General features: G+C 55.1%; 16 protein-coding genes, 4 tRNA genes, 3 rRNA genes and 1 riboswitch. Of the genes, 4 read left to right on the top strand and 19 right to left on the bottom strand.

The annotated features are described in order from the left end of the window. Window position 1 precedes the first annotated feature (1 nt). Window positions 2–892 (top strand): HTH-type transcriptional activator IlvY, encoded by an 891-nt coding sequence (gene ilvY / locus KTH07_RS21310; RefSeq protein ID WP_017693777.1) that lies wholly within the window; start codon window positions 2–4, stop codon window positions 890–892. Between the two features lie 97 nt (window positions 893–989). Here the strand turns inward: ilvY and ilvA are convergent, their stop codons facing one another. The 7 genes from ilvA to ilvL all read right to left on the bottom strand — a co-directional run bounded on the left by ilvA (window position 990) and on the right by ilvL (window position 7,540). Further along, window positions 990–2,534 carry a threonine ammonia-lyase, biosynthetic gene (gene ilvA, locus KTH07_RS21305; protein ID WP_086524719.1) on the bottom strand — a complete coding sequence of 515 codons (1,545 nt, stop codon included), beginning with the start codon at window positions 2,532–2,534 and terminating at the stop codon, window positions 990–992. Between the two features lie 2 nt (window positions 2,535–2,536). Next, the gene (gene ilvD, locus KTH07_RS21300) at window positions 2,537–4,387 is read right to left on the bottom strand and encodes a dihydroxy-acid dehydratase (RefSeq protein WP_032620477.1); all 1,851 of its coding nucleotides are present in this window, start codon (window positions 4,385–4,387) and stop codon (window positions 2,537–2,539) included. Window positions 4,388–4,447: 60 nt separating this feature from the next. Next, the gene (gene ilvE, locus KTH07_RS21295) at window positions 4,448–5,377 is read right to left on the bottom strand and encodes a branched-chain-amino-acid transaminase (RefSeq protein ID WP_015572775.1); all 930 of its coding nucleotides are present in this window, start codon (window positions 5,375–5,377) and stop codon (window positions 4,448–4,450) included. 18 nt (window positions 5,378–5,395) lie between these two features. Beyond that, the gene (ilvM, locus tag KTH07_RS21290; RefSeq protein WP_003860184.1) at window positions 5,396–5,659 is read right to left on the bottom strand and encodes an acetolactate synthase 2 small subunit; all 264 of its coding nucleotides are present in this window, start codon (window positions 5,657–5,659) and stop codon (window positions 5,396–5,398) included. Then, window positions 5,656–7,302 carry an acetolactate synthase 2 catalytic subunit gene (gene ilvG, locus KTH07_RS21285; RefSeq protein ID WP_023304625.1) on the bottom strand — a complete coding sequence of 549 codons (1,647 nt, stop codon included), beginning with the start codon at window positions 7,300–7,302 and terminating at the stop codon, window positions 5,656–5,658. The genes ilvM and ilvG overlap by 4 nt, the downstream gene beginning before the upstream one ends. Window positions 7,303–7,304: 2 nt before the next feature. Further along, window positions 7,305–7,355, bottom strand: coding sequence for a peptide IlvX (gene ilvX, locus KTH07_RS21280; RefSeq protein WP_166792073.1), 51 nt, complete (start codon window positions 7,353–7,355; stop codon window positions 7,305–7,307). A gap of 86 nt (window positions 7,356–7,441) precedes the next feature. Further along, window positions 7,442–7,540 (bottom strand): ilv operon leader peptide, encoded by a 99-nt coding sequence (gene ilvL / locus KTH07_RS21275; protein WP_001311244.1) that lies wholly within the window; start codon window positions 7,538–7,540, stop codon window positions 7,442–7,444. A gap of 340 nt (window positions 7,541–7,880) precedes the next feature. Here ilvL and KTH07_RS21270 point away from each other — a divergent pair, with 340 nt between their 5' ends. Next, window positions 7,881–9,401: a YifB family Mg chelatase-like AAA ATPase gene (locus KTH07_RS21270; RefSeq protein WP_032620478.1), complete on the top strand. Its 1,521-nt coding sequence runs from the start codon at window positions 7,881–7,883 to the stop codon at window positions 9,399–9,401. Between the two features lie 27 nt (window positions 9,402–9,428). Here KTH07_RS21270 and KTH07_RS21265 read toward each other — a convergent pair whose 3' ends face one another. Then, a complete protein-coding gene (locus KTH07_RS21265; RefSeq protein WP_006808641.1) occupies window positions 9,429–9,767 on the bottom strand; it encodes a DUF413 domain-containing protein in 339 nt (112 codons plus the stop codon). A gap of 118 nt (window positions 9,768–9,885) precedes the next feature. On the opposite strand from KTH07_RS21265, the gene hdfR reads away from it, so the two are divergent. Further along, complete coding sequence (gene hdfR / locus KTH07_RS21260) at window positions 9,886–10,707, top strand: HTH-type transcriptional regulator HdfR (protein ID WP_023304628.1); 822 nt, start codon at window positions 9,886–9,888, stop codon at window positions 10,705–10,707. A 100-nt stretch (window positions 10,708–10,807) separates the two neighbouring features. Here hdfR and KTH07_RS21255 read toward each other — a convergent pair. From KTH07_RS21255 to btuB, 9 genes are all read right to left on the bottom strand, one after another. Further along, window positions 10,808–10,883: transfer RNA gene (locus KTH07_RS21255), tRNA-Trp, on the bottom strand. Between the two features lie 52 nt (window positions 10,884–10,935). Continuing rightward, window positions 10,936–11,012, bottom strand: a tRNA-Asp gene (locus tag KTH07_RS21250). A gap of 55 nt (window positions 11,013–11,067) precedes the next feature. Further along, window positions 11,068–11,183 (bottom strand): 5S ribosomal RNA (gene rrf / locus KTH07_RS21245). 67 nt (window positions 11,184–11,250) lie between these two features. Then, window positions 11,251–14,143: ribosomal RNA gene (locus tag KTH07_RS21240) — 23S ribosomal RNA — on the bottom strand. A gap of 170 nt (window positions 14,144–14,313) precedes the next feature. After that, window positions 14,314–14,389 (bottom strand) — tRNA-Ala (locus tag KTH07_RS21235). A gap of 105 nt (window positions 14,390–14,494) precedes the next feature. After that, window positions 14,495–14,571, bottom strand: a tRNA-Ile gene (locus KTH07_RS21230). Between the two features lie 70 nt (window positions 14,572–14,641). Beyond that, window positions 14,642–16,182 (bottom strand): 16S ribosomal RNA (locus tag KTH07_RS21225). The 16S, 23S and 5S rRNA genes sit together here with 4 tRNA genes alongside, the layout of an rRNA operon. 386 nt (window positions 16,183–16,568) lie before the next feature. Next, window positions 16,569–17,420: a glutamate racemase gene (gene murI / locus KTH07_RS21220; RefSeq protein WP_003862067.1), complete on the bottom strand. Its 852-nt coding sequence runs from the start codon at window positions 17,418–17,420 to the stop codon at window positions 16,569–16,571. After that, window positions 17,365–19,215, bottom strand: coding sequence for a TonB-dependent vitamin B12 receptor BtuB (gene btuB / locus KTH07_RS21215; RefSeq protein ID WP_023304629.1), 1,851 nt, complete (start codon window positions 19,213–19,215; stop codon window positions 17,365–17,367). The genes murI and btuB overlap by 56 nt, the downstream gene beginning before the upstream one ends. Window positions 19,216–19,280: 65 nt before the next feature. Next, window positions 19,281–19,457, bottom strand: a riboswitch (cobalamin riboswitch). A 104-nt stretch (window positions 19,458–19,561) separates the two neighbouring features. On the opposite strand from btuB, the gene trmA reads away from it, so the two are divergent. Further along, a complete protein-coding gene (trmA, locus tag KTH07_RS21210) occupies window positions 19,562–20,662 on the top strand; it encodes a tRNA (uridine(54)-C5)-methyltransferase TrmA (RefSeq protein ID WP_023304630.1) in 1,101 nt (366 codons plus the stop codon). An 80-nt stretch (window positions 20,663–20,742) separates the two neighbouring features. Here trmA and KTH07_RS21205 read toward each other — a convergent pair whose 3' ends face one another. Further along, on the bottom strand, window positions 20,743–21,102 hold the full coding sequence (locus KTH07_RS21205; RefSeq protein ID WP_017383113.1) for a YijD family membrane protein: 360 nt from the start codon (window positions 21,100–21,102) through the stop codon (window positions 20,743–20,745). Window positions 21,103–21,111: 9 nt separating this feature from the next. Further along, entirely contained in the window at window positions 21,112–21,750 is a 639-nt protein-coding gene (gene fabR, locus KTH07_RS21200; protein WP_003862059.1) for an HTH-type transcriptional repressor FabR, read from the bottom strand. Between the last annotated feature and the right edge of the window lie 83 nt (window positions 21,751–21,833).

Raw genomic sequence — 21,833 nt, 5'->3', positions numbered from 1 at the left:
GGTGGATTTACGCGATCTGAAAATGTTCCTGCACCTGGCGGAAAGCCGTCACTTTGGCCGTAGCGCCCGGGCGATGCACGTCAGCCCCTCCACGCTGTCGCGCCAGATCCAGCGCCTTGAGGAAGACCTCGGCCAGCCGCTGTTCGTGCGCGATAACCGCACCGTCACCCTCACGGAAGCAGGTGAAGAGCTGCGCATCTTTGCTCAGCAGACGTTATTACAGTATCAGCAGCTGCGGCACACCATCGACCAGCAAGGGCCGTCGCTTTCCGGCGAGCTGCATATTTTCTGTTCCGTGACTGCTGCCTACAGCCATCTTCCCCCCATTCTCGACCGCTTCCGCGCGGAACATCCGTCGGTTGAAATTAAGCTCACCACCGGCGATGCCGCCGACGCGATGGAAAAAGTGGTGACGGGCGAAGCGGATCTGGCGATTGCCGGAAAACCTGAAACGCTGCCGGGGGCGGTGGCGTTCTCGATGCTGGAGAATTTGGCGGTAGTGCTGATTGCCCCGGCGCTGCCCTGCCCGGTGCGCAACCAGGTTTCGGTGGAGAAACCGGACTGGTCCACGGTGCCGTTTATCATGGCCGATCAGGGGCCGGTGCGCCGCCGCATTGAGCTGTGGTTCCGCCGCCAGAAGATCAGTAACCCGTCGATTTACGCCACGGTCGGCGGCCATGAGGCGATGGTATCGATGGTGGCGCTCGGCTGCGGCGTAGCGCTGCTACCGGAAGTGGTGCTGGAAAACAGCCCGGAGCCGGTGCGCAATCGCGTGATGATTTTAGAACGCAGCGACGAGAAAACGCCGTTCGAGCTAGGCGTGTGCGCACAAAAAAAGCGGCTGCATGAGCCGCTTATTGATGCGTTCTGGACGATATTGCCGAACCACTAAAGCCGGGTGGCGCTGCGCTTACCCGGCCTACACGCAGTTCAACCCTTAGAACGTAGGCCTGATAAGCGCAGCGCCATCAGGCATTTTCCCGAACAACCTAACCCGCCAGGAAGAAACGGAACGCCGGGTTGTGGGTTTCGTCATGGCACTCATAGCCCAGCTCGTTCAGGCGCGTTTCGAAATCCGGCTCGTGCTCGCCCAGCTCGAACGCCGCCAGTACGCGGCCATAGTCGGTGCCGTGGCTGCGGTAGTGGAACAGAGAGATGTTCCAGTGCGTGCCCAACGTGTGCAGGAACTTGAGCAGCGCGCCCGGCGATTCCGGGAACTCGAAGCTGAACAGGCGTTCCTTCAGCGGCTTGGATGGACGGCCGCCGACCATGTAACGCACGTGCAGCTTCGCCATCTCGTCGTCGGAGAGATCGACCACGCTGTAACCGCCGTCATGCAGCAGGCTGAGGATCTCTTTGCGCTCCTCCACGCCACGGCTCAGACGCACGCCGACAAAAATGCACGCATCTTTGGCATCGGCAAAGCGGTAGTTGAACTCCGTTACCGAACGACCGCCCAGCAGCTGACAGAACTTCAGGAAGCTGCCCTTCTCTTCCGGAATGGTCACCGCCAGCAGCGCTTCACGCTGCTCACCCAGCTCACAGCGCTCGGAAACGTAGCGCAGACCGTGGAAGTTCACGTTGGCACCGGAAAGCACGTGCGCCAGACGCTCGCCGCGAATATTGTGCTGGGCGATGTATTTTTTCATTCCCGCCAGCGCCAGCGCGCCGGATGGTTCCGCCACCGCACGCACATCCTCGAAGAGATCTTTCATCGCCGCGCAGATAGCGTCGCTGTCGACGGTGACGATATCGTCGAGATACTCCTGGCACAGGCGGAACGTTTCGTCGCCAATGCGCTTCACCGCCACGCCCTCGGCGAACAGCCCGACGCGCGGCAGATCTACCGGATGTCCGGCGTCCAGCGCCGCCTTCAGGCAGGCAGAGTCTTCCGCTTCAACCGCAATCACTTTGATCTGCGGCATCAGCTGTTTGATCAGCACCGCCACACCTGCGGCTAAGCCGCCGCCGCCCACCGGGACGAAAACGCGGTCGAGATGGGCGTCCTGCTGCAACAGTTCCAGCGCCAGCGTACCCTGCCCGGCAATCACCATCGGGTGATCGAACGGCGGCACCCAGGTGAAGCCCTGCTGCTGCGCCAGCTCAATCGCTTTGGCTTTGGCTTCGTCAAAGTTAGCGCCGTGAAGCAGCACTTCTCCGCCGAACCCGCGCACCGCGTCGACCTTGATATCTGCGGTGGCGACCGGCATCACGATCAGCGCCTTCAGCCCCAGACGCGCCGAGGAGAACGCCACGCCCTGCGCGTGATTGCCCGCCGAGGCGGTAATCACCCCGCGCGCTTTCTGCTCGTCCGTCAGCCCGGCCATCATCGCGTAGGCGCCGCGCAGCTTGAAGCTGTGCACCGGCTGCCTGTCTTCACGCTTCACCAGAATGACGTTGTCGAGACGCGAAGAGATTTTGTCCATTTTTTGCAGGGGCGTGACCTGCACCGCTTCATAGACCGGCGCGCGTAGTACCGCTCTCAGGTATTCCGCCCCCTCCGGGGCGGCGGATAAGGGTTGTGACTCGGCCATCATTAGCCCCCCAGTTTAGATTTATCGCGCACCGCGCCTTTATCTGCACTGGTGGCAAGACTCGCGTAAGCGCGCAGGGCGAAGGAGACTTCACGCTGACGATCTTTCGGCGTCCAGGCTTTGTCGCCGCGGGCTTCCTGCGCCTCACGACGGGCCGCAATCTCCTGGTCACTCAGCTTCAGCTGAATGCCGCGGTTCGGAATGTCGATTTCGATCAGGTCGCCATCTTCGATGATCGCGATATTGCCGCCGCTTGCCGCTTCTGGCGAGACGTGGCCAATGGAGAGGCCTGACGTGCCGCCAGAGAAACGACCATCGGTGATCAGCGCGCAGGCTTTGCCGAGGCCCATCGATTTCAGGAAGGTGGTCGGGTAGAGCATCTCCTGCATGCCCGGACCGCCTTTCGGCCCTTCGTAGCGAATGACCACCACGTCGCCTTCCACCACTTTGCCGCCGAGGATAGCGTCTACCGCTTCGTCCTGGCTTTCATACACTTTTGCCGGGCCGGTAAATTTCAGGATGCTGTCGTCCACGCCTGCGGTTTTCACAATGCAGCCATTTTCCGCGAAGTTACCGTACAGCACGGCCAGACCGCCGTCTTTGCTGTAGGCATGTTCCAGCGAGCGAATGCAGCCTTCGGCGCGATCGTCATCCAGCGTGTCCCAGCGGCAATCCTGCGAGAACGCCTGGGTGGTACGGATGCCCGCCGGACCGGCGCGATACATGTTTTTCACCGCGTCGTCTTTGGTCAGCATCACGTCGTACTGCTCCAGCGACTCCGGCAGCGTCAGGCCGAGCACGTTTTTCACGTCGCGGTTCAGCAGCCCGGCGCGATCCAGCTCGCCGAGAATACCAATCACGCCACCCGCACGGTGGACATCTTCCATGTGGTACTTCTGGGTACTCGGCGCGACTTTACACAGCTGCGGCACTTTGCGGGAGAGCTTGTCGATGTCGCTCATGGTGAAGTCGATTTCAGCTTCCTGCGCGGCGGCCAGCAGGTGCAGAACGGTGTTGGTGGAACCGCCCATGGCGATATCCAGCGTCATGGCGTTTTCGAACGCCGCTTTGCTGGCGATGTTACGCGGCAGCGCGTTGGCGTCGTCCTGCTCGTAGTAGCGTTTGGTCAGCTCAACGATGCGCTTGCCCGCGTTAAGGAACAGCTGCTTACGGTCGGCGTGGGTCGCCAGCAGCGAGCCGTTGCCCGGCTGAGACAGGCCCAGCGCTTCGGTCAGGCAGTTCATGGAGTTGGCGGTGAACATCCCGGAACAGGAGCCGCAGGTCGGGCACGCGGAGCGTTCCACCTGGTCGCTCTGCTCGTCAGAGACTTTCGGGTCCGCGCCCTGGATCATCGCATCGACCAGGTCGAGCTTGATGATTTTGTCGGAGAGCTTGGTTTTCCCCGCTTCCATTGGGCCACCGGAGACGAAGATCACCGGGATGTTCAGGCGCAGGGAAGCCATCAGCATCCCCGGGGTGATTTTGTCGCAGTTGGAGATACAGACCATCGCATCGGCGCAGTGGGCATTAACCATGTACTCCACCGAGTCGGCGATCAGCTCGCGCGACGGCAGTGAATAGAGCATTCCCCCGTGGCCCATTGCGATACCGTCATCCACCGCAATGGTGTTGAACTCTTTCGCCACGCCGCCGGAGGCTTCGATTTGCTCGGCAACCAGCTTGCCGAGATCGCGCAGGTGCACGTGGCCCGGTACAAACTGGGTGAAGGAGTTCACCACGGCGATAATTGGCTTGCCGAAATCGGCGTCGGTCATTCCGGTGGCGCGCCACAGTGCGCGGGCACCCGCCATATTACGGCCGTGGGTGGTGGTGGCTGAACGATACTTAGGCATGCTTTATTTACTCCCGTCTGACTATTTAATGGGACGGTGCGTGCCGTCCCAAATTTATATTTAGTGATTAACCTGATCCAACCAGCCGTATTTGTCTTCTGTTTCGCCGGTGAACAGGCCGAAGAAGGCTTGCTGAATGCGTTTGGTGACCGAGCCACAGCGGCCTTCGCCCACCTGAATGCCATCGACGCTACGCACCGGCGTAATTTCAGCCGCGGTACCGGACATGAACACTTCGTCAGCCAGGTACAGGGATTCGCGGGACAGTACCTGCTCGCGCACTTCGATACCCAGATCTTTTGCCAGCTTGATGATGGCGTCGCGGGTGATGCCCGGCAGCGCGGACGAAGTGAATGGCGGGGTGAACAGAATGCCGTCTTTCACTTCAAACAGGTTTTCACCCGCGCCTTCGGAGATGTAGCCATTCACATCCAGCGCGATACCTTCCTGATAGCCGTGACGGCGCGCTTCGCTGCCGACCAGCAGTGAGGAAAGGTAGTTACCGCCCGCTTTAGCCGCAGTCGGGATAGTGTTTGGCGCCACGCGGTTCCAGGAAGAAACCATTGCGTCGATCCCCTGATCCAGCGCTTCCGCGCCCAGGTAGGCGCCCCACGGGAACGCGGCAATGATCACATCGGTGTTATAGCCAGCGGGCGGGTTGACGCCCATGCCGACATCACCCACGAAGACCAGCGGACGAATATAGGCGCTGGTCAGTTTGTTCTGGCGAATCACCTCGCGGCAGGCTTCCATCAGCTCATCAACGCTTTGGGAGACCGGGAAACGATAAATTTTGGCTGAGTCATGCAGACGCTGCATGTGTTCGCGATGGCGGAACACCACTGGCCCTTTGTGAGAGTCGTAGCAACGGATCCCTTCAAACACGGAGGTGCCGTAGTGCAGCGCGTGGGACATCACGTGAACTTTCGCGTCTTCCCAGCGAACCATCTCACCATTGAACCAAATGTAATCAGCTTTTTTTGTCGTCATTTTTTCGTCCTGTCACGCTTAAGCGCGGATTTGTTGTGATGTGGTTGTGCTCTGGCAGATGGCAACATGGGCAACGTCTACCAGTTTTGATAACTGACTAAACAGTAAGTCGACCGGCCGCGGGCTGGCAACGGTTAATTCGATACTGATGTTCTGCGCGTCGGTGGCCGTTTCCATATTCATAGAGCAAATCTGAAAGCCACGGTGGCGAACCACGCGCAATACGCGTTCTAAAGTTTCCGGGTTGAAGCGAGCCTGCACGGCGACCTGATGTTGCATCATGATAATTTCTCCAGCATTTGTGAGTTACTGGCACCGGGCGGTACCAACGGCCAGACGTTCTCAAGCTCGTCGATTGAGACATGAAGCAGGTATGGCCCTTCGCTTGACAGCATGGTGTCGAGTGCCGCTTCAACCTGGTCTTTACGGGTGATGTGCTGGCCAGGAATGCCGAAGGCGCTGGCCAGGGTGAGGAAATCGGGGTTATCGGTCAGGGTCGTTTCGCTGTAACGCTCCTGGAAGAACAGCTGCTGCCACTGGCGAACCATGCCTAAACGCTGGTTATCGAGCAAGACGATCTTCAGCGGTAACTGCTTACGCTTCACGGTGCCGAGCTCCTGGACGTTCATCATGAAGGAGCCGTCACCGGAGATACAGATAACGGTATCGTTCGGGCGGGCAACCTGCGCGCCAACGGCTGCTGGCAGACCGAAGCCCATCGTGCCTAAGCCGCTCGAGGTGATAAAGTTCTCCGGGCGGGTGTAGGTCATGTGCTGGGCTGACCACATCTGATGCTGGCCGACATCCGTCGTTACCACGCTGTCTGCGGGTTTACGGTCTGACAGCTGTTTCAACAGCAGCGGCGCATAGATGGCGTCGCCTGGGTGATCGTAACGCCACGCGTGTTCAGTACGCATATCAGCGGTGTGCTGACGCCATGGGTTGATATCCAGCGGCTGCTCCAGCGCCGGTAACAGCGCGTTAAGATCGCCCTGCAACGCGACATGCGCCTGACGCAGTTTGTTCATCTCCGCCGGGTCGATGTCCATATGGATCACTTTGGCGTTCGGCGCGAAGGTATTCAGCTTGCCGGTAACGCGGTCGTCAAAACGGGCGCCGACGGCGATAAGCAAGTCGCATTCCTGCACCGCCAGGTTTGCCGCTTTGGTACCATGCATCCCCAGCATGCCGAGGTAGTACGGGTAATCCGCCTCTACCGCACCGAGACCTTTCAGCGTGCAGGTGGCGGGCATTTGCGTGGTCGCAATGAACGCGCGAAGCGCCGGAACAGCCTGCGCCATGCCCACGCCGCCGCCTACGTACAGCATCGGTTGTTTGGCCTGCGCCATCATCTGACGCGCCTCTTCCACCTCTGCATGCGGGAACGCATTATCGCTTTCCACGGTAGAGAAATGCGGCTCCAGATCGCCGAGTGCAACCTGGATATCTTTCGGGATATCAACCAGAACCGGGCCAGGACGGCCAGAGCTGGCAACCTCGAACGCTTCGGCCATCACCCGCGGCAGCTCTTCGAGAGACTGAACGAGGAAGCTGTGTTTGGTGCAGGCCAGCGATAAACCGAGCACATCCACTTCCTGGAAGGCATCGGTGCCGATGAACGGAGAGGCCACCTGGCCGGTGATCGCCACCACGGGTACGGAATCGAGCAGCGCGTCAGCCAGGCCGGTGATCAGGTTCGTTGCGCCCGGACCGGAGGTGGCCATACAGACGCCGGTTTTACCGGTCGCACGGGCATAACCGATGGCGGCCATCGCTGCGCCCTGCTCGTGTCGGCACAACAGGTGTTCCACGCCGCCGTCATACAGTGCATCGTAAATCGGCATAATTGCGCCACCCGGATAACCGAATACGGTTTCGACTCCCTGCGCGCGCAACGCATGTACTACCCATTGTGCCCCATTCATAGTTAGTTCCCCGTCATAAATCTGGAGAAACAGAATTTTGTGCTAGTCGTCATTCTCTGCTCCTCATTTAAGTTTTTTAGTCATAAAAAAACCCCCGGACCTTTCGGTGCGGGGGTCTTAGTTCGTTAAGGCTTGATTTCTAAGCCTTTCCTCGTCCAAGTGCAGCCCCGCACGGTGGGATAATAATCACCACCACGCTAATCACGACCAGGCTAATCACTCGTAGAAGGGCTGTCATTTTCAGTTCTTTTTGCATCTTGTTCGAAGGAATACCTAAAGAGTTACCACAGATATTTCATCTGACACAAGATTTTTTTATGACCTATATCTGTAGCATGCGAACTATTTCTTTCAAAATCGTTGTTTTATATAGGGAAAAAATAGAAATGAAGATTTTTCATTTTTTTGTCCTGCTTCATCCGGCAAGGCGCGCATGATTTCTTTTCTGCGAGGCCGATTCCACCGACATGTAAGGATTACATTTTGCCGCTAAAAGGCTGGAACGAGCGCCGTAATTCAGTGAATTAGTGCTAAACAGGAAAAAATGATGCTGGCATAGTCACCGCCAAGGAGGGCTTATGTCACTGTCAGTTGTTTATACACGCGCGGCCATCGGCGTGAAGGCACCGCTTATTTCTGTAGAGGTTCATTTAAGTAATGGACTGCCCGGACTGACGCTGGTCGGCTTACCAGAAACGACCGTTAAAGAGGCGAGGGATCGCGTGCGCAGCGCAATTATTAATAGCGGTTATGCTTTTCCGGCGAAGAAGATCACCATTAACCTTGCGCCCGCCGATTTGCCAAAGGAGGGAGGGCGATATGATTTACCTATTGCTATAGCGCTTCTCGCGGCTTCTGAACAGCTCAATACGCCAGGGCTAAGCTCGTGTGAGTTCGTGGGTGAATTAGCGCTTACAGGCGCGTTAAGAGGCGTTCCCGGAGCAATCTCGGGTGCGCTTGAAGCCATACGCGCGGGAAGACAAATCATTGTGGCCAATGAAAATGCCTCTGAAGTAAGCCTTATCGCCGAAAAGGGGTGTCTTGTCGCAGGACATTTGCAAGAGGTTTGCGCCTGGCTGGAAGGCCGACACGAGCTTGCCGAGCCGCAGGAGAATGACGAGGTGGCGCCAGCTTCGCCCGAAGATCTCAGCGATATTATGGGTCAGGAACAGGGTAAGCGGGCGTTAGAGATAACGGCCGCGGGTGGGCATAACCTGTTACTGATAGGTCCGCCAGGCACGGGGAAAACGATGCTGGCGAGCAGATTGAGCGGCCTGTTGCCACCCCTCAATAATCATGAAGCACTGGAAAGCGCCGCGATATTTAGCCTGGTCAGTTCTACGTCGCTGCATAAACAGTGGCGCCGCCGTCCTTTCCGCTCTCCACACCACAGTGCGTCTCTTACCGCGATGGTGGGCGGGGGTTCGATCCCCGGACCGGGTGAAATCTCACTGGCGCACAACGGCATTTTGTTTCTGGATGAATTGCCAGAGTTTGAACGCCGCGTGCTGGATGCATTGCGGGAGCCGATTGAATCCGGCGAAATCCATTTGTCTCGTACTCGGGCCAAAATAAGCTACCCTGCGCAGTTTCAGCTAGTCGCGGCGATGAACCCTAGCCCTACGGGTCATTATCAGGGCAATCATAACCGCTGTACGCCGGAGCAGACGCTGCGCTATCTGAGTAAGCTGTCTGGCCCCTTCCTCGACCGTTTTGATTTATCTCTCGAGATCCCCCTGCCCCCGCCCGGTCTGCTGAGGCAAACCGGTATTAGGGGCGAAAGCTCAGCAACTGTGCGTGAACGGGTTATTGCGGCGCAGGCGCGGCAGTATGCTCGTCAGAACAGGCTGAATGCCCGGCTGGATAACAGCGGGATCCGACAGTTTTGTTCTCTCAACGCTGAAGATGCAGGCTGGCTGGAAGAGACACTGACGCGGTTTGGGCTATCCATTCGCGCGTGGCAGCGTTTGTTGAAAGTAGCGCGCACGGTCGCCGACGTGGAGGGCTGCCCCGGAATAGAGAGGCGGCATTTGCAGGAGGCATTAAGTTATCGTGCGATCGATCGGCTGCTGTTGCATCTGCAAAAAATGCTGGCATAAAAAAAGAGGCCGTAGCCCCTTCTCTTCTTAATCGTCAGACTCGGTGTAGTCTTCTGCACCTTCCATCTGCGGCTTACCGCCAGACAGCGTATGGAAACGCTTAGGACGCTTAATGCGAGCCATATACTTGATCCATACACGTTCTGCATCAGACTGCGGCTCACGCTCACCACGGCAAACAGAGACAAACTGTTTTTCATCTTCGGTTGCCGGTTCACGTTTACCCAGATCCAGCTCGTTAAAGGCATAACCATGGCGCTCAAGAAGTTGAGCTTCTTTGATAGTGAAATCGCCGTGACGAGAGAACCCGCGCGGGTAATGTTTATTGTCGAAAAAACGATTAGTCGTCGTAAAGCTTTCCGCCATCCTACACGCTCCTAATTCTTTGGCCGAGCTATTTATGGCGCGGAGTATTAGTTACGCTTGACAGAGTGTAAAACAAAACATTTAAATCATAACGACAAATAATTTTGTGGAGAAAGATGTGGATACGGAATTGCTAAAAACTTTCCTCGAAGTGAGCAGAACGCGACACTTTGGGCGAGCAGCTGAAGCCCTCTACCTGACGCAGTCAGCAGTCAGTTTTCGTATTCGACAGCTGGAAAATCAACTGGGTGTGAACCTTTTTACCCGCCATCGCAACAATATTCGTTTAACTCCGGCTGGTGAAAAGTTGTTGCCTTATGCAGAAACCCTGATGAATACCTGGCAGGCAGCGCGAAAGGAGGTTGCGCACACCTCCCGGCATAATGAATTCTCGATCGGTGCCAGCGCATCGCTATGGGAATGCATGCTCAGCCAATGGCTTATGCGGCTATATCGCACACACAACCATCTGCAATTTGAGGCGAGGATTGCGCAACGTCAGTCGCTGGTTAAGCAACTCCACGAGCGGCAGCTTGATCTGCTGATCACCACAGAAGCCCCCAAGATGGACGAATTTAGCAGCCAGATTGTTGGACAATTTAGCCTGGCGCTCTATGCATCGGAGCCTGCAATGATGAAGGCCGACCTGAATTATTTACGCCTGGAATGGGGGCCTGATTTTCAGCAACACGAGACGGGGTTAATTGCCAGCGATGATATCCCGCAGCTCACGACAAGCTCAGCGGAGATCGCATGCCAGCATCTTCCCGCATTGAAAGGCTGTACCTGGTTACCTGTTCGCTGGGCGGATAATAATCCTACACTCCATGTTGTCACCGATTCGACAACGCTCTCCAGACCGCTGTATGCCATTTGGCTGCAAAACAGCGATAAGCAGTCGCAGATAAAAGATCTGTTAAAAACCAGCATACTGGATTAACGCAAAAGCCTGCGGAAACGCAGGCTGCTTATTCTTCAGGAAGGTGTTGAGCTGTTTTGCAGGCAAAAAAAAATCCTTTGCCGAAGCAAAGGATTCTATATGGCAGGGGCGGAGAGACTCGAACTCGCGACACCCGGTTTTGGAGACCGGTGCTCTACCAACTGAGCTACGCCCCTAAAGTTTTTGCCATTAAGCCTGCCGGAAGGGCAGGCTTAATGTCTTAATAAGTGGCGGAACGGACGGGACTCGAACCCGCGACCCCCTGCGTGACAGGCAGGTATTCTAACCGACTGAACTACCGCTCCACCGAATACTTCTGTAACCACCGGATTAATGCACCGGCTTACTACTTAATTTGATGCCTGGCAGTTCCCTACTCTCACATGGGGAGACCCCACACTACCATCGGCGCTACGGCGTTTCACTTCTGAGTTCGGCATGGGGTCAGGTGGGACCACCGCGCTACAGCCGCCAGGCAAATTCTGTTAATCTGTATCAGGCTGAAAATCTTCTGTCTCTTCGCCAAAACAGCTTCGGCGTTGTAAGGTTAAGCCTCACGGTTCATTAGTATCGGTTAGCTCAACGCATCGCTGCGCTTACACACCCGACCTATCAACGTCATCGTCTTTAACGTTCCTTCAGGAGACTCAAGGTCTCAGGGAGAACTCATCTCGGGGCAAGTTTCGTGCTTAGATGCTTTCAGCACTTATCTCTTCCGCATTTAGCTACCGGGCAGTGCCATTGGCATGACAACCCGAACACCAGTGATGCGTCCACTCCGGTCCTCTCGTACTAGGAGCAGCCCCCCTCAATTCTCCAGCGCCCACGGCAGATAGGGACCGAACTGTCTCACGACGTTCTAAACCCAGCTCGCGTACCACTTTAAATGGCGAACAGCCATACCCTTGGGACCTACTTCAGCCCCAGGATGTGATGAGCCGACATCGAGGTGCCAAACACCGCCGTCGATATGAACTCTTGGGCGGTATCAGCCTGTTATCCCCGGAGTACCTTTTATCCGTTGAGCGATGGCCCTTCCATTCAGAACCACCGGATCACTATGACCTGCTTTCGCACCTGCTCGCGCCGTCACGCTCGCAGTCAAGCTGGCTTATGCCATTGCACTAACCTCCTGATGTCCGACCAGGATTAGCCAACCTTCGTGCTCCTCCGTTACTCTTTGGGAGGAGACCGCCCCAGTCAAACTACCCACCAGACACTGTCCGCAACCCGGATTACGGGTCTACGTTAGAACACCAGCCATTAAAGGGTGGTATTTCAAGGTTGGCTCCACGCAGACTGGCGTCCACGCTTCAAAGCCTCCCACCTATCCTACACATCAAGGACCAGTGTTCAGTGTCAAGCTATAGTAAAGGTTCACGGGGTCTTTCCGTCTTGCCGCGGGTACACTGCATCTTCACAGCGAGTTCAATTTCACTGAGTCTCGGGTGGAGACAGCCTGGCCATCATTACGCCATTCGTGCAGGTCGGAACTTACCCGACAAGGAATTTCGCTACCTTAGGACCGTTATAGTTACGGCCGCCGTTTACCGGGGCTTCGATCAAGAGCTTCGCGTTGCCGCTAACCCCATCAATTAACCTTCCGGCACCGGGCAGGCGTCACACCGTATACGTCCACTTTCGTGTTTGCACAGTGCTGTGTTTTTAATAAACAGTTGCAGCCAGCTGGTATCTTCGACTGATTTCAGCTCCGCCCGCAGGGCTTCACCTACACATCAGCGTGCCTTCTCCCGAAGTTACGGCACCATTTTGCCTAGTTCCTTCACCCGAGTTCTCTCAAGCGCCTTGGTATTCTCTACCTGACCACCTGTGTCGGTTTGGGGTACGATTTCGTGTTACCTGATGCTTAGAGGCTTTTCCTGGAAGCAGGGCATTTATCACTTCAGCACCGTAGTGCCTCGTCATCACACCTCAGCGTTAAAAGGTACCGGATTTACCTGGAACCTCCGCCTACATGCTTAAACCGGGACAACCGTCGCCCGGCTGACATAGCCTTCTCCGTCCCCCCTTCGCAGTAACACCAAGTACAGGAATATTAACCTGTTTCCCATCGACTACGCCTTTCGGCCTCGCCTTAGGGGTCGACTCACCCTGCCCCGATTAACGTTGGACAGGAACCCTTGGTCTTCCGGCGAGCGGGCTTTTCACCCGCTTTATCGTTACTTATGTCAGCATTCGCACTTCTGATACCTCCAGCATGCCTCACAGCACACCTTCAACGGCTTACAGAACGCTCCCCTACCCAACAACACATAGTGTCGCTGCCGCAGCTTCGGTGCATGGTTTAGCCCCGTTACATCTTCCGCGCAGGCCGACTCGACCAGTGAGCTATTACGCTTTCTTTAAATGATGGCTGCTTCTAAGCCAACATCCTGGCTGTCTGTGCCTTCCCACATCGTTTCCCACTTAACCATGACTTTGGGACCTTAGCTGGCGGTCTGGGTTGTTTCTCTTCACGACGGACGTTAGCACCCGCCGTGTGTCTCCCGTGATAACATTCTTCGGTATTCGTAGTTTGCATCGGGTTGGTAAGCCGGGATGGCCCCTAGCCGAAACAGTGCTCTACCCCGAAGATGAGTTCACGAGGCGCTACCTAAATAGCTTTCGGGAGAACCAGCTATCTCCCGGTTTGATTGGCCTTTCACCCCCAGCCACAGGTCATCCGCTAATTTTTCAACATTAGTCGGTTCGGTCCTCCAGTTAGTGTTACCCAACCTTCAACCTGCCCATGGCTAGATCACCGGGTTTCGGGTCTATACCCTGCAACTTAACGCCCAGTTAAGACTCGGTTTCCTTCGGCTCCCTATACGGTTAACCTTGCTACAGAATATAAGTCGCTGACCCATTATACAAAGGTACGCAGTCACCCCATAAAGAGGCTCCCACTGCTTGTACGTACACGGTTTCAGGTTCTTTTTCTCCCCTCGCCGGGGTTCTTTTCGCCTTTCCCTCACGGTACTGGTTCACTATCGGTCAGTCAGGAGTATTTAGCCTTGGAGGATGGTCCCCCCATATTCAGACAGGATACCACGTGTCCCGCCCTACTCTTCGAGTTCACAGCAAGTGTGCTTTCGTGTACGGGACTATCACCCTGTACCGTCGGACTTTCCAGACCGTTCCACTAACACACAAGCTGATTCAGACTCCGGGCTGCTCCCCGTTCGCTCGCCGCTACTGGGGGAATCTCGGTTGATTTCTTTTCCTCGGGGTACTTAGATGTTTCAGTTCCCCCGGTTCGCCTCGTTAACCTATGTATTCAGTTAACGATAGTGCAACGGATTGCACTGGGTTTCCCCATTCGGACATCGCCGGGTCAAAGGTTCATATCACCTCGCCGGCGCTTTTCGCAGATTAGCACGTCCTTCATCGCCTCTGACTGCCAGGGCATCCACCGTGTACGCTTAGTCGCTTAACCTCACAACCCGAAGATGTTTCACTTCTGATTGCGAAAATTTGAGAGACTCGAACACACATGAGCTGTGTGTCGTTTCAATTTTCAGCTTGATCCAGATTTTTAAAGAGCAAAACTTCGCAGTGCACCTTTTCAGGTTCACTCTGAAGTTTTCTTGTGTTCGCAGTAAAAGATGGTGGAGCTATGCGGGATCGAACCGCAGACCTCCTGCGTGCAAGGCAGGCGCTCTCCCAGCTGAGCTATAGCCCCATCGTAGTCACCTCTGTACCGGTAATTTTTGTTGAGGCAAGGTGTGGTGACACGAAGCATACTTATGTATGTGAGTGTCGCCGCAACGCAGCATCAGCAAAAATTTGGTAGGCCTGAGTGGACTTGAACCACCGACCTCACCCTTATCAGGGGTGCGCTCTAACCACCTGAGCTACAAGCCTGTAGAGGTTTTTTACTGCTGTTTTTCATCAGACAATCTGTGTGAGCACTACAAAGGCAGGTTCTTTAAGGTAAGGAGGTGATCCAACCGCAGGTTCCCTACGGTTACCTTGTTACGACTTCACCCCAGTCATGAATCACAAAGTGGTAAGCGCCCTCCCGAAGGTTAAGCTACCTACTTCTTTTGCAACCCACTCCCATGGTGTGACGGGCGGTGTGTACAAGGCCCGGGAACGTATTCACCGTGGCATTCTGATCCACGATTACTAGCGATTCCGACTTCATGGAGTCGAGTTGCAGACTCCAATCCGGACTACGACGCACTTTATGAGGTCCGCTTGCTCTCGCGAGGTCGCTTCTCTTTGTATGCGCCATTGTAGCACGTGTGTAGCCCTACTCGTAAGGGCCATGATGACTTGACGTCATCCCCACCTTCCTCCAGTTTATCACTGGCAGTCTCCTTTGAGTTCCCGGCCTAACCGCTGGCAACAAAGGATAAGGGTTGCGCTCGTTGCGGGACTTAACCCAACATTTCACAACACGAGCTGACGACAGCCATGCAGCACCTGTCTCAGAGTTCCCGAAGGCACCAATCCATCTCTGGAAAGTTCTCTGGATGTCAAGAGTAGGTAAGGTTCTTCGCGTTGCATCGAATTAAACCACATGCTCCACCGCTTGTGCGGGCCCCCGTCAATTCATTTGAGTTTTAACCTTGCGGCCGTACTCCCCAGGCGGTCGACTTAACGCGTTAGCTCCGGAAGCCACGCCTCAAGGGCACAACCTCCAAGTCGACATCGTTTACGGCGTGGACTACCAGGGTATCTAATCCTGTTTGCTCCCCACGCTTTCGCACCTGAGCGTCAGTCTTTGTCCAGGGGGCCGCCTTCGCCACCGGTATTCCTCCAGATCTCTACGCATTTCACCGCTACACCTGGAATTCTACCCCCCTCTACAAGACTCTAGCCTGCCAGTTTCGAATGCAGTTCCCAGGTTGAGCCCGGGGATTTCACATCCGACTTGACAGACCGCCTGCGTGCGCTTTACGCCCAGTAATTCCGATTAACGCTTGCACCCTCCGTATTACCGCGGCTGCTGGCACGGAGTTAGCCGGTGCTTCTTCTGCGGGTAACGTCAATTGCTGAGGTTATTAACCTCAACACCTTCCTCCCCGCTGAAAGTACTTTACAACCCGAAGGCCTTCTTCATACACGCGGCATGGCTGCATCAGGCTTGCGCCCATTGTGCAATATTCCCCACTGCTGCCTCCCGTAGGAGTCTGGACCGTGTCTCAGTTCCAGTGTGGCTGGTCATCCTCTCAGACCAGCTAGGGATCGTCGCCTAGGTGAGCCGTTACCCCACCTACTAGCTAATCCCATCTGGGCACATCCGATGGCAAGAGGCCCGAAGGTCCCCCTCTTTGGTCTTGCGACGTTATGCGGTATTAGCTACCGTTTCCAGTAGTTATCCCCCTCCATCAGGCAGTTTCCCAGACATTACTCACCCGTCCGCCACTCGTCAGCAAAGCAGCAAGCTGCTTCCTGTTACCGTTCGACTTGCATGTGTTAGGCCTGCCGCCAGCGTTCAATCTGAGCCATGATCAAACTCTTCAATTTAAAAGTTTGATGCTCAATGAATTAAACTTCGTAATGAATTACGTGTTCACTCGTTGAGACTTGGTATTCATTTAGTGTCCGAGGACATTAAGAATCCATGTCACTTTGAGTGCCCACACAGATTGTCTGATAAATTGTTAAAGAGCAGTTGCAACGCGGCTTTCAGCTCATCGTTGCGAGGTCCCGTATATTACGTTTTCCTCATTCAGAGTCAAGCAATTATTTTCACTTTTCTCTGTTGGCGTTCATCTCTGAACCCCGCTGTCCCGGCGGCTTGTAAGCCGTTGTTCCGTGTCAGTGGAGGCGCATTATAGGGAGTTCTCCGACGTTGACAACCCCTCTTTGAAAAAAAACGTTCAACCGTCTCTTTTTTGCTCAAAACCGTGCTACAGCGCCAGTTTTTCGAGCGTTTCGAAGCCATAACGACGTAAAACGGGCAAAAGTTGTTCGGTTTCTTTTGTTATCGCCATACAGAAAGCGATGTTCGCATCCGCTGATTTCGCATCCGGCGCCTCGTGTTCCAGCAGCCAGGCCGTCCGACGCGCAATTGCAGCACCGGAATCCACCAGCCGGGTCCCTTCAGGCAGAACCTTTAACAGCTCTTCCTGTAATAGCGGGAAATGGGTGCAGCCAAGAACAACCGTATCCGGTGGTTCCTGCATCCGCAGCCATGGACGCAAAATACGACGCAGCTCTTCAAGCGATACCGTCTCGCCGTGCAGTTTTGCTTCCGCCATTTCCACCAGCTCCGCGGAGCCGAGCATGGCGATCTGGCATTCATTGGCAAAGCGCTCTATAAGCTCACGCGTATAAGGACGTTTTACCGTACCGCGCGTAGCCAGCAACCCCACAATGCCGTTCGCCGTCAGACGCGCCGCGGGTTTGATTGCCGGAACAACGCCCACAACCGGGAACGGGAATTTTTCGCGCAGGGCAGGAAGAGAGACCGTGCTTGCCGTATTACAGGCAATGACCGCCAGCGCCAGGGGATAACGCTTTTGTACCGCGGTGACGATTTCAACCACACGTTCAACAATAAAGTCTTCACTCTTTTCCCCATACGGGAACGCGACGTTATCGAAGGCGTAGATGTAATGGAGATCCGGCAGGAGCTGCCGAATCTCATCATAGACCGAAAGCCCACCGACGCCGGAATCAAACACCAGCACGGTGGGACGCGGATCAGAAGGTGTAGCTGCCAGACAAGGTGTATTCCCGTCCTGCAGTTTGGTAGCCATAAACTGTCTCGTAATCTTTATCGAACAGGTTGGCTATTTTACCACGAACTGTGAGATGAGAGGTGACAGGATATGAAACCGCGACGTCCCACAGGCTGACGCCGCCCATTTTCACGCGTTCTGTTGCATAGGTATTCGGATCAACGGCAACGTCATAGCGAGTGCCCAGATAACGGTACGCCAGATTCCAGTCGAGATCCCACACCTGCCAGTCAAGCTGATACTTAACCTGTTGCTTTGAGCGACGAGCCAGGACTTCGTTAGTTTTCGCATTACGCGGGTCGACGTAGTCGTAAGAAATCTGATGCCCTACCGGGCCAGTGTCGAACTGGGCCGTCGCCTCGATTCCTTTAATACGGGCTTCATCGACGTTGTAATAACGGTAAGTCCGCGGGTCGCTATTAATGAGGTTATCGATATCATTACGATAGCCCGTCACACGCCAGTTTACCGGCCCCGTCAGACCTTCAAAGCCGCCTTCCCACTGCTTACTCTCTTCTGGCTTCAGATCCGGATTACCGTAATCTTTACTGTGGATCTGGCTCATGGTCGGTGCTTTATACGCTGTACCGTAAGAACCGATGATGCGATACCCCTCGATGAACTCCCATGCGGCGCTGGTCTGCCAGGTGGCGTGATTGCCAAAATTAGAGTTATCGTCATTACGCGCCGCCGCTTCCAGCGTCACGCTGTTGAACTGCTGCATCGCCGAAAGGAACACGCCGGTATTACGTTGTTCGTAACCTTTTTCCAGATAGCCCGTACCCGCCTGGGTTTTCTGCTTCTGCCAGTCCAGACCCGCGCCGATATTGCCGTGACCCACTTCAACCGTATTCAGCCACTGGGTGGTGTACTGCTTCACGTCATCCATGGTTGCGGAGTCAGCGTAGCGGCCTTTTTTCGGATCATAGTTCTGATCTTTGCTACGGCCATACCCTGCCACCAGCTGTGACTGGAAAATACCCTGGTTATAGCGCAACCCGGTGTCCCAGTTCTGGCTGTAAACCTGACGCGTGTCCGGCCGCCCATCAATGCCGGTCGCGCCATAGTGATCGTAACCGTCATACGCGGAGCGGTTATCGTAGCCAAAGCCACGGAAGAACCCGCTGACGCTGTCGGTAAACTGCTGCTCCACCGAGCCAAACAGCGATTTACTCATAAAACCATCGCGGTCTGGCTGGCGCGGGGCATCTTTTGCGGCAATATCAAAACCACGGGTATAGGTATAATCACCGGCCATGGTGATTTTGGTTTTATCGAACACCTGCTGGAAGGCACCGTTATAGTTTTGATACCCCTTTGAACCGACACCCGCAGAAATTTCCGCACCCGGCTTGTCGCGCCCGGTAATGATGTTAATCACACCGCCAATCGCGTCGGAGCCATACAGCGCCGAACGTGGGCCGCGAATGTACTCAATACGCTGAATCAGCGACGTCGGAATTTGGCTTAAATCGGGAACATTGCTGATCCCGGCATTATTCAGGGGGATACCATCAATCAGTACCAGAACATGGCGGGATTCCGTACCGCGAATAAACGTTGAAGAGGTTGACCCCATCCCGCCGCTTTGTGCGATGTCCACACCCGGCAGGCGTGACATGATTTCCACAACACTCGTTGCCTGCCAGCGTTCAATATCCTCACGGGTCACGACGGAGGTCGGAGCCAGAACGGTTTTTGCTGGTTGTTCGAAACGGTTTGCTGTCACCACCAACGAGTCGGCGCTTTCCTGCGCCCAGCCCGAAAATGCCGTGACGGAAAACGCCGTCAACAGCGATACTTTTTTAATCATTGTTAAAGCATCCACAATATAAGAAGGATGCCGCAGGCCTCATCGATAGCACGCGATGATGAAACCAAATGCGACGTGATCCCGGCAGGTCTTCGGGCTGGGTGGCGTTATACGGATGAAGACTTCCCATTTTCACAGTGTCTACAACTCTCATCCCGCCAGTCTTTACCGCTGCGCGTCAGCTCCAGATTTGCACTGGATTCCCTTTTCACTCTCAGGAGACCGGAAACAGAATGCTACAATTAGACACGTATAGATGTCCAGATAGCTATTAGCCATTAAATCTGGACATCCACTGCACAATCCCTACAATCCCCGCGTAATTCTTTATCACTCAGGACGCATCATGACCCCCGAACACCTCCCGACAGAACAGTACGACGCACAGCTGGCAGAAAAAGTTGTCCGCCTGCAAAGTATGATGACGCCTTTCAACGCGCCCGTTCCCGAGGTGTTTCGTTCTCCGGTCAGCCACTACCGTATGCGCGCTGAGTTCCGCATCTGGCACGATGGCGATGACCTGTACCACATCATTTTCGATCAGCAGACGAAATCCCGCATTCGCGTAGACAGTTTTCCGGCGGCGAGTGAGCTCATCAACCAGCTGATGACGCGAATGATCGACGGTGTACGCAACAATCCGGTGCTGCGCAACAAGCTGTTCCAGATTGACTACCTGACCACTCAAAGCAATCAGGCTATTGTTTCTCTGCTCTATCACAAAGCGCTGACCGACGAGTGGCGCGAGCAGGCAGAAGCCCTGCGCGATGCGCTGCGCGCGCAGAACATCAACGTGCACCTGATTGGCCGCGCGACCAAAACCAAAATCATGCTGGACCAGGATTACATCGACGAGCGTCTGCCGGTAGCAGGTAAAGAGATGGTTTACCGTCAGGTAGAGAACAGCTTCACCCAGCCGAACGCCGCCATGAACGTGCAGATGCTTGAGTGGGCGCTGAAGGCGACAGAAGGGTCTAAGGGCGATCTGCTGGAGCTCTACTGCGGTAACGGCAACTTCTCGCTGGCGCTGGCGCGTAATTTCGAGCGCGTGCTGGCGACGGAAATCGCCAAACCGTCGGTGGCCGCCGCGCAGTACAACATCGCCGCTAACCATATTGATAACGTACAAATTATTCGTATGGCGGCAGAAGAGTTTACCCAGGCGATGAACGGCGTACGCGAGTTTAACCGCCTGCAAGGGATTGATTTGAAGAGCTACCAGTGTGAGACAATTTTCGTCGATCCGCCGCGCAGTGGCCTGGACAGCGAAACCGAGAAGATGGTGCAGGCGTACCCGCGTATTTTGTACATCTCCTGTAACCCGGAGACGCTGTGCAAGAATCTGGAAACATTAAGCCAGACGCACAAGGTTGAACGTCTGGCGCTGTTCGATCAGTTCCCGTATACACACCATATGGAGTGCGGCGTATTACTTACCGCACGGTGATCTGTAGGCCGGATAAGCGTAGCGCCATCCGGCATTTTTTGGCAGGTGGCGCTTCGCTTACCTGCCCTACAAATAATTCATTACTCCGGCAACTGGCTCTTGCGGCTACGCATACGCGAGCCAATCCAGAACACCAGCGCCACAGACAGCACCGCAGGCAGGAAGTTAGAGCCAATATCCGGATACTCTGCACGCACCACGGTGCTGTACAGCAGTACACCCAGAATAAAACAGGCTGCGGCCAGTCCCGGTAACCCAACCGGCATCGTGCGGTTCAGATAGCGTTGATGCAGGCAGTACACCGTCAGCACCAGCGCGATAATCGGGAAAATCGAGAACGGTACAATTGAGCTAAAAACCGCCGCAAACGTACCATTAATGGATAAGCCAGCGATCAATGCCAGCAACAGCGTTCCTTTATCCTGACCTGACTGTTTCATTACTCACCTTCACTCATCGTTTTGATGTGCCAACTTCTCTTGTTCACGGCGATACCAGTAGTACGCACCTTTAGAAATCATCCGCAGCTGCAATACCAGTCGCTCTTCGAGTTGCTTACGTTGTTCAATGCTGACATCCAGCGCTTCGGCACCCGCGCTGAAAACAATCGTCACCATCGCCTCGGCCTGTGCTTCAGTAAACGCACGCGGCATATGGTTTTCGAGTTCAAGATAGTCGGCAAGTTCCGCGATGAAATGCTGAATTTCACGCGCGACGGCGGCACGAAACGCGGCTGACGTTCCGGAACGCTCACGCAACAGCAGGCGAAACGCGTTAGGGTTATTGCCGATAAATTCCATAAATGTCGACACGGAGGTGCGGATCACGCTGCCGCCCTTGGCGATACGCTGACGCGCCTGACGCATAAGCTGGCGCAGCATCAAACCGCTCTCGTCGACCATGGTCAGGCCCAGTTCATCCACATCACGGAAATGACGATAGAAGGACGTTGGCGCAATCCCGGCCTCGCGCGCCACTTCACGCAGGCTCAAACTGGCAAAACTCCGCTCAGCACTCAGTTGACTGAATGCGGCTTCCACCAGCGAACGCCGGGTTTTCTCTTTTTGTTGTGCTCTTACGCCCATCACGATAGTTGAATCCTTCCAAAGGCCCGTTGGCACTATACCAGAGAATAAAATTAATCTGTTTACCTGGCTTTGTGAATGATTGT

It is taken from the genome of Enterobacter cloacae complex sp. ECL72 (genome assembly GCF_019056635.1).
Lineage (GTDB): Bacteria > Pseudomonadota > Gammaproteobacteria > Enterobacterales > Enterobacteriaceae > Enterobacter > Enterobacter hormaechei_C.
This window is presented reverse-complemented; position numbering and strand designations above follow the sequence as displayed.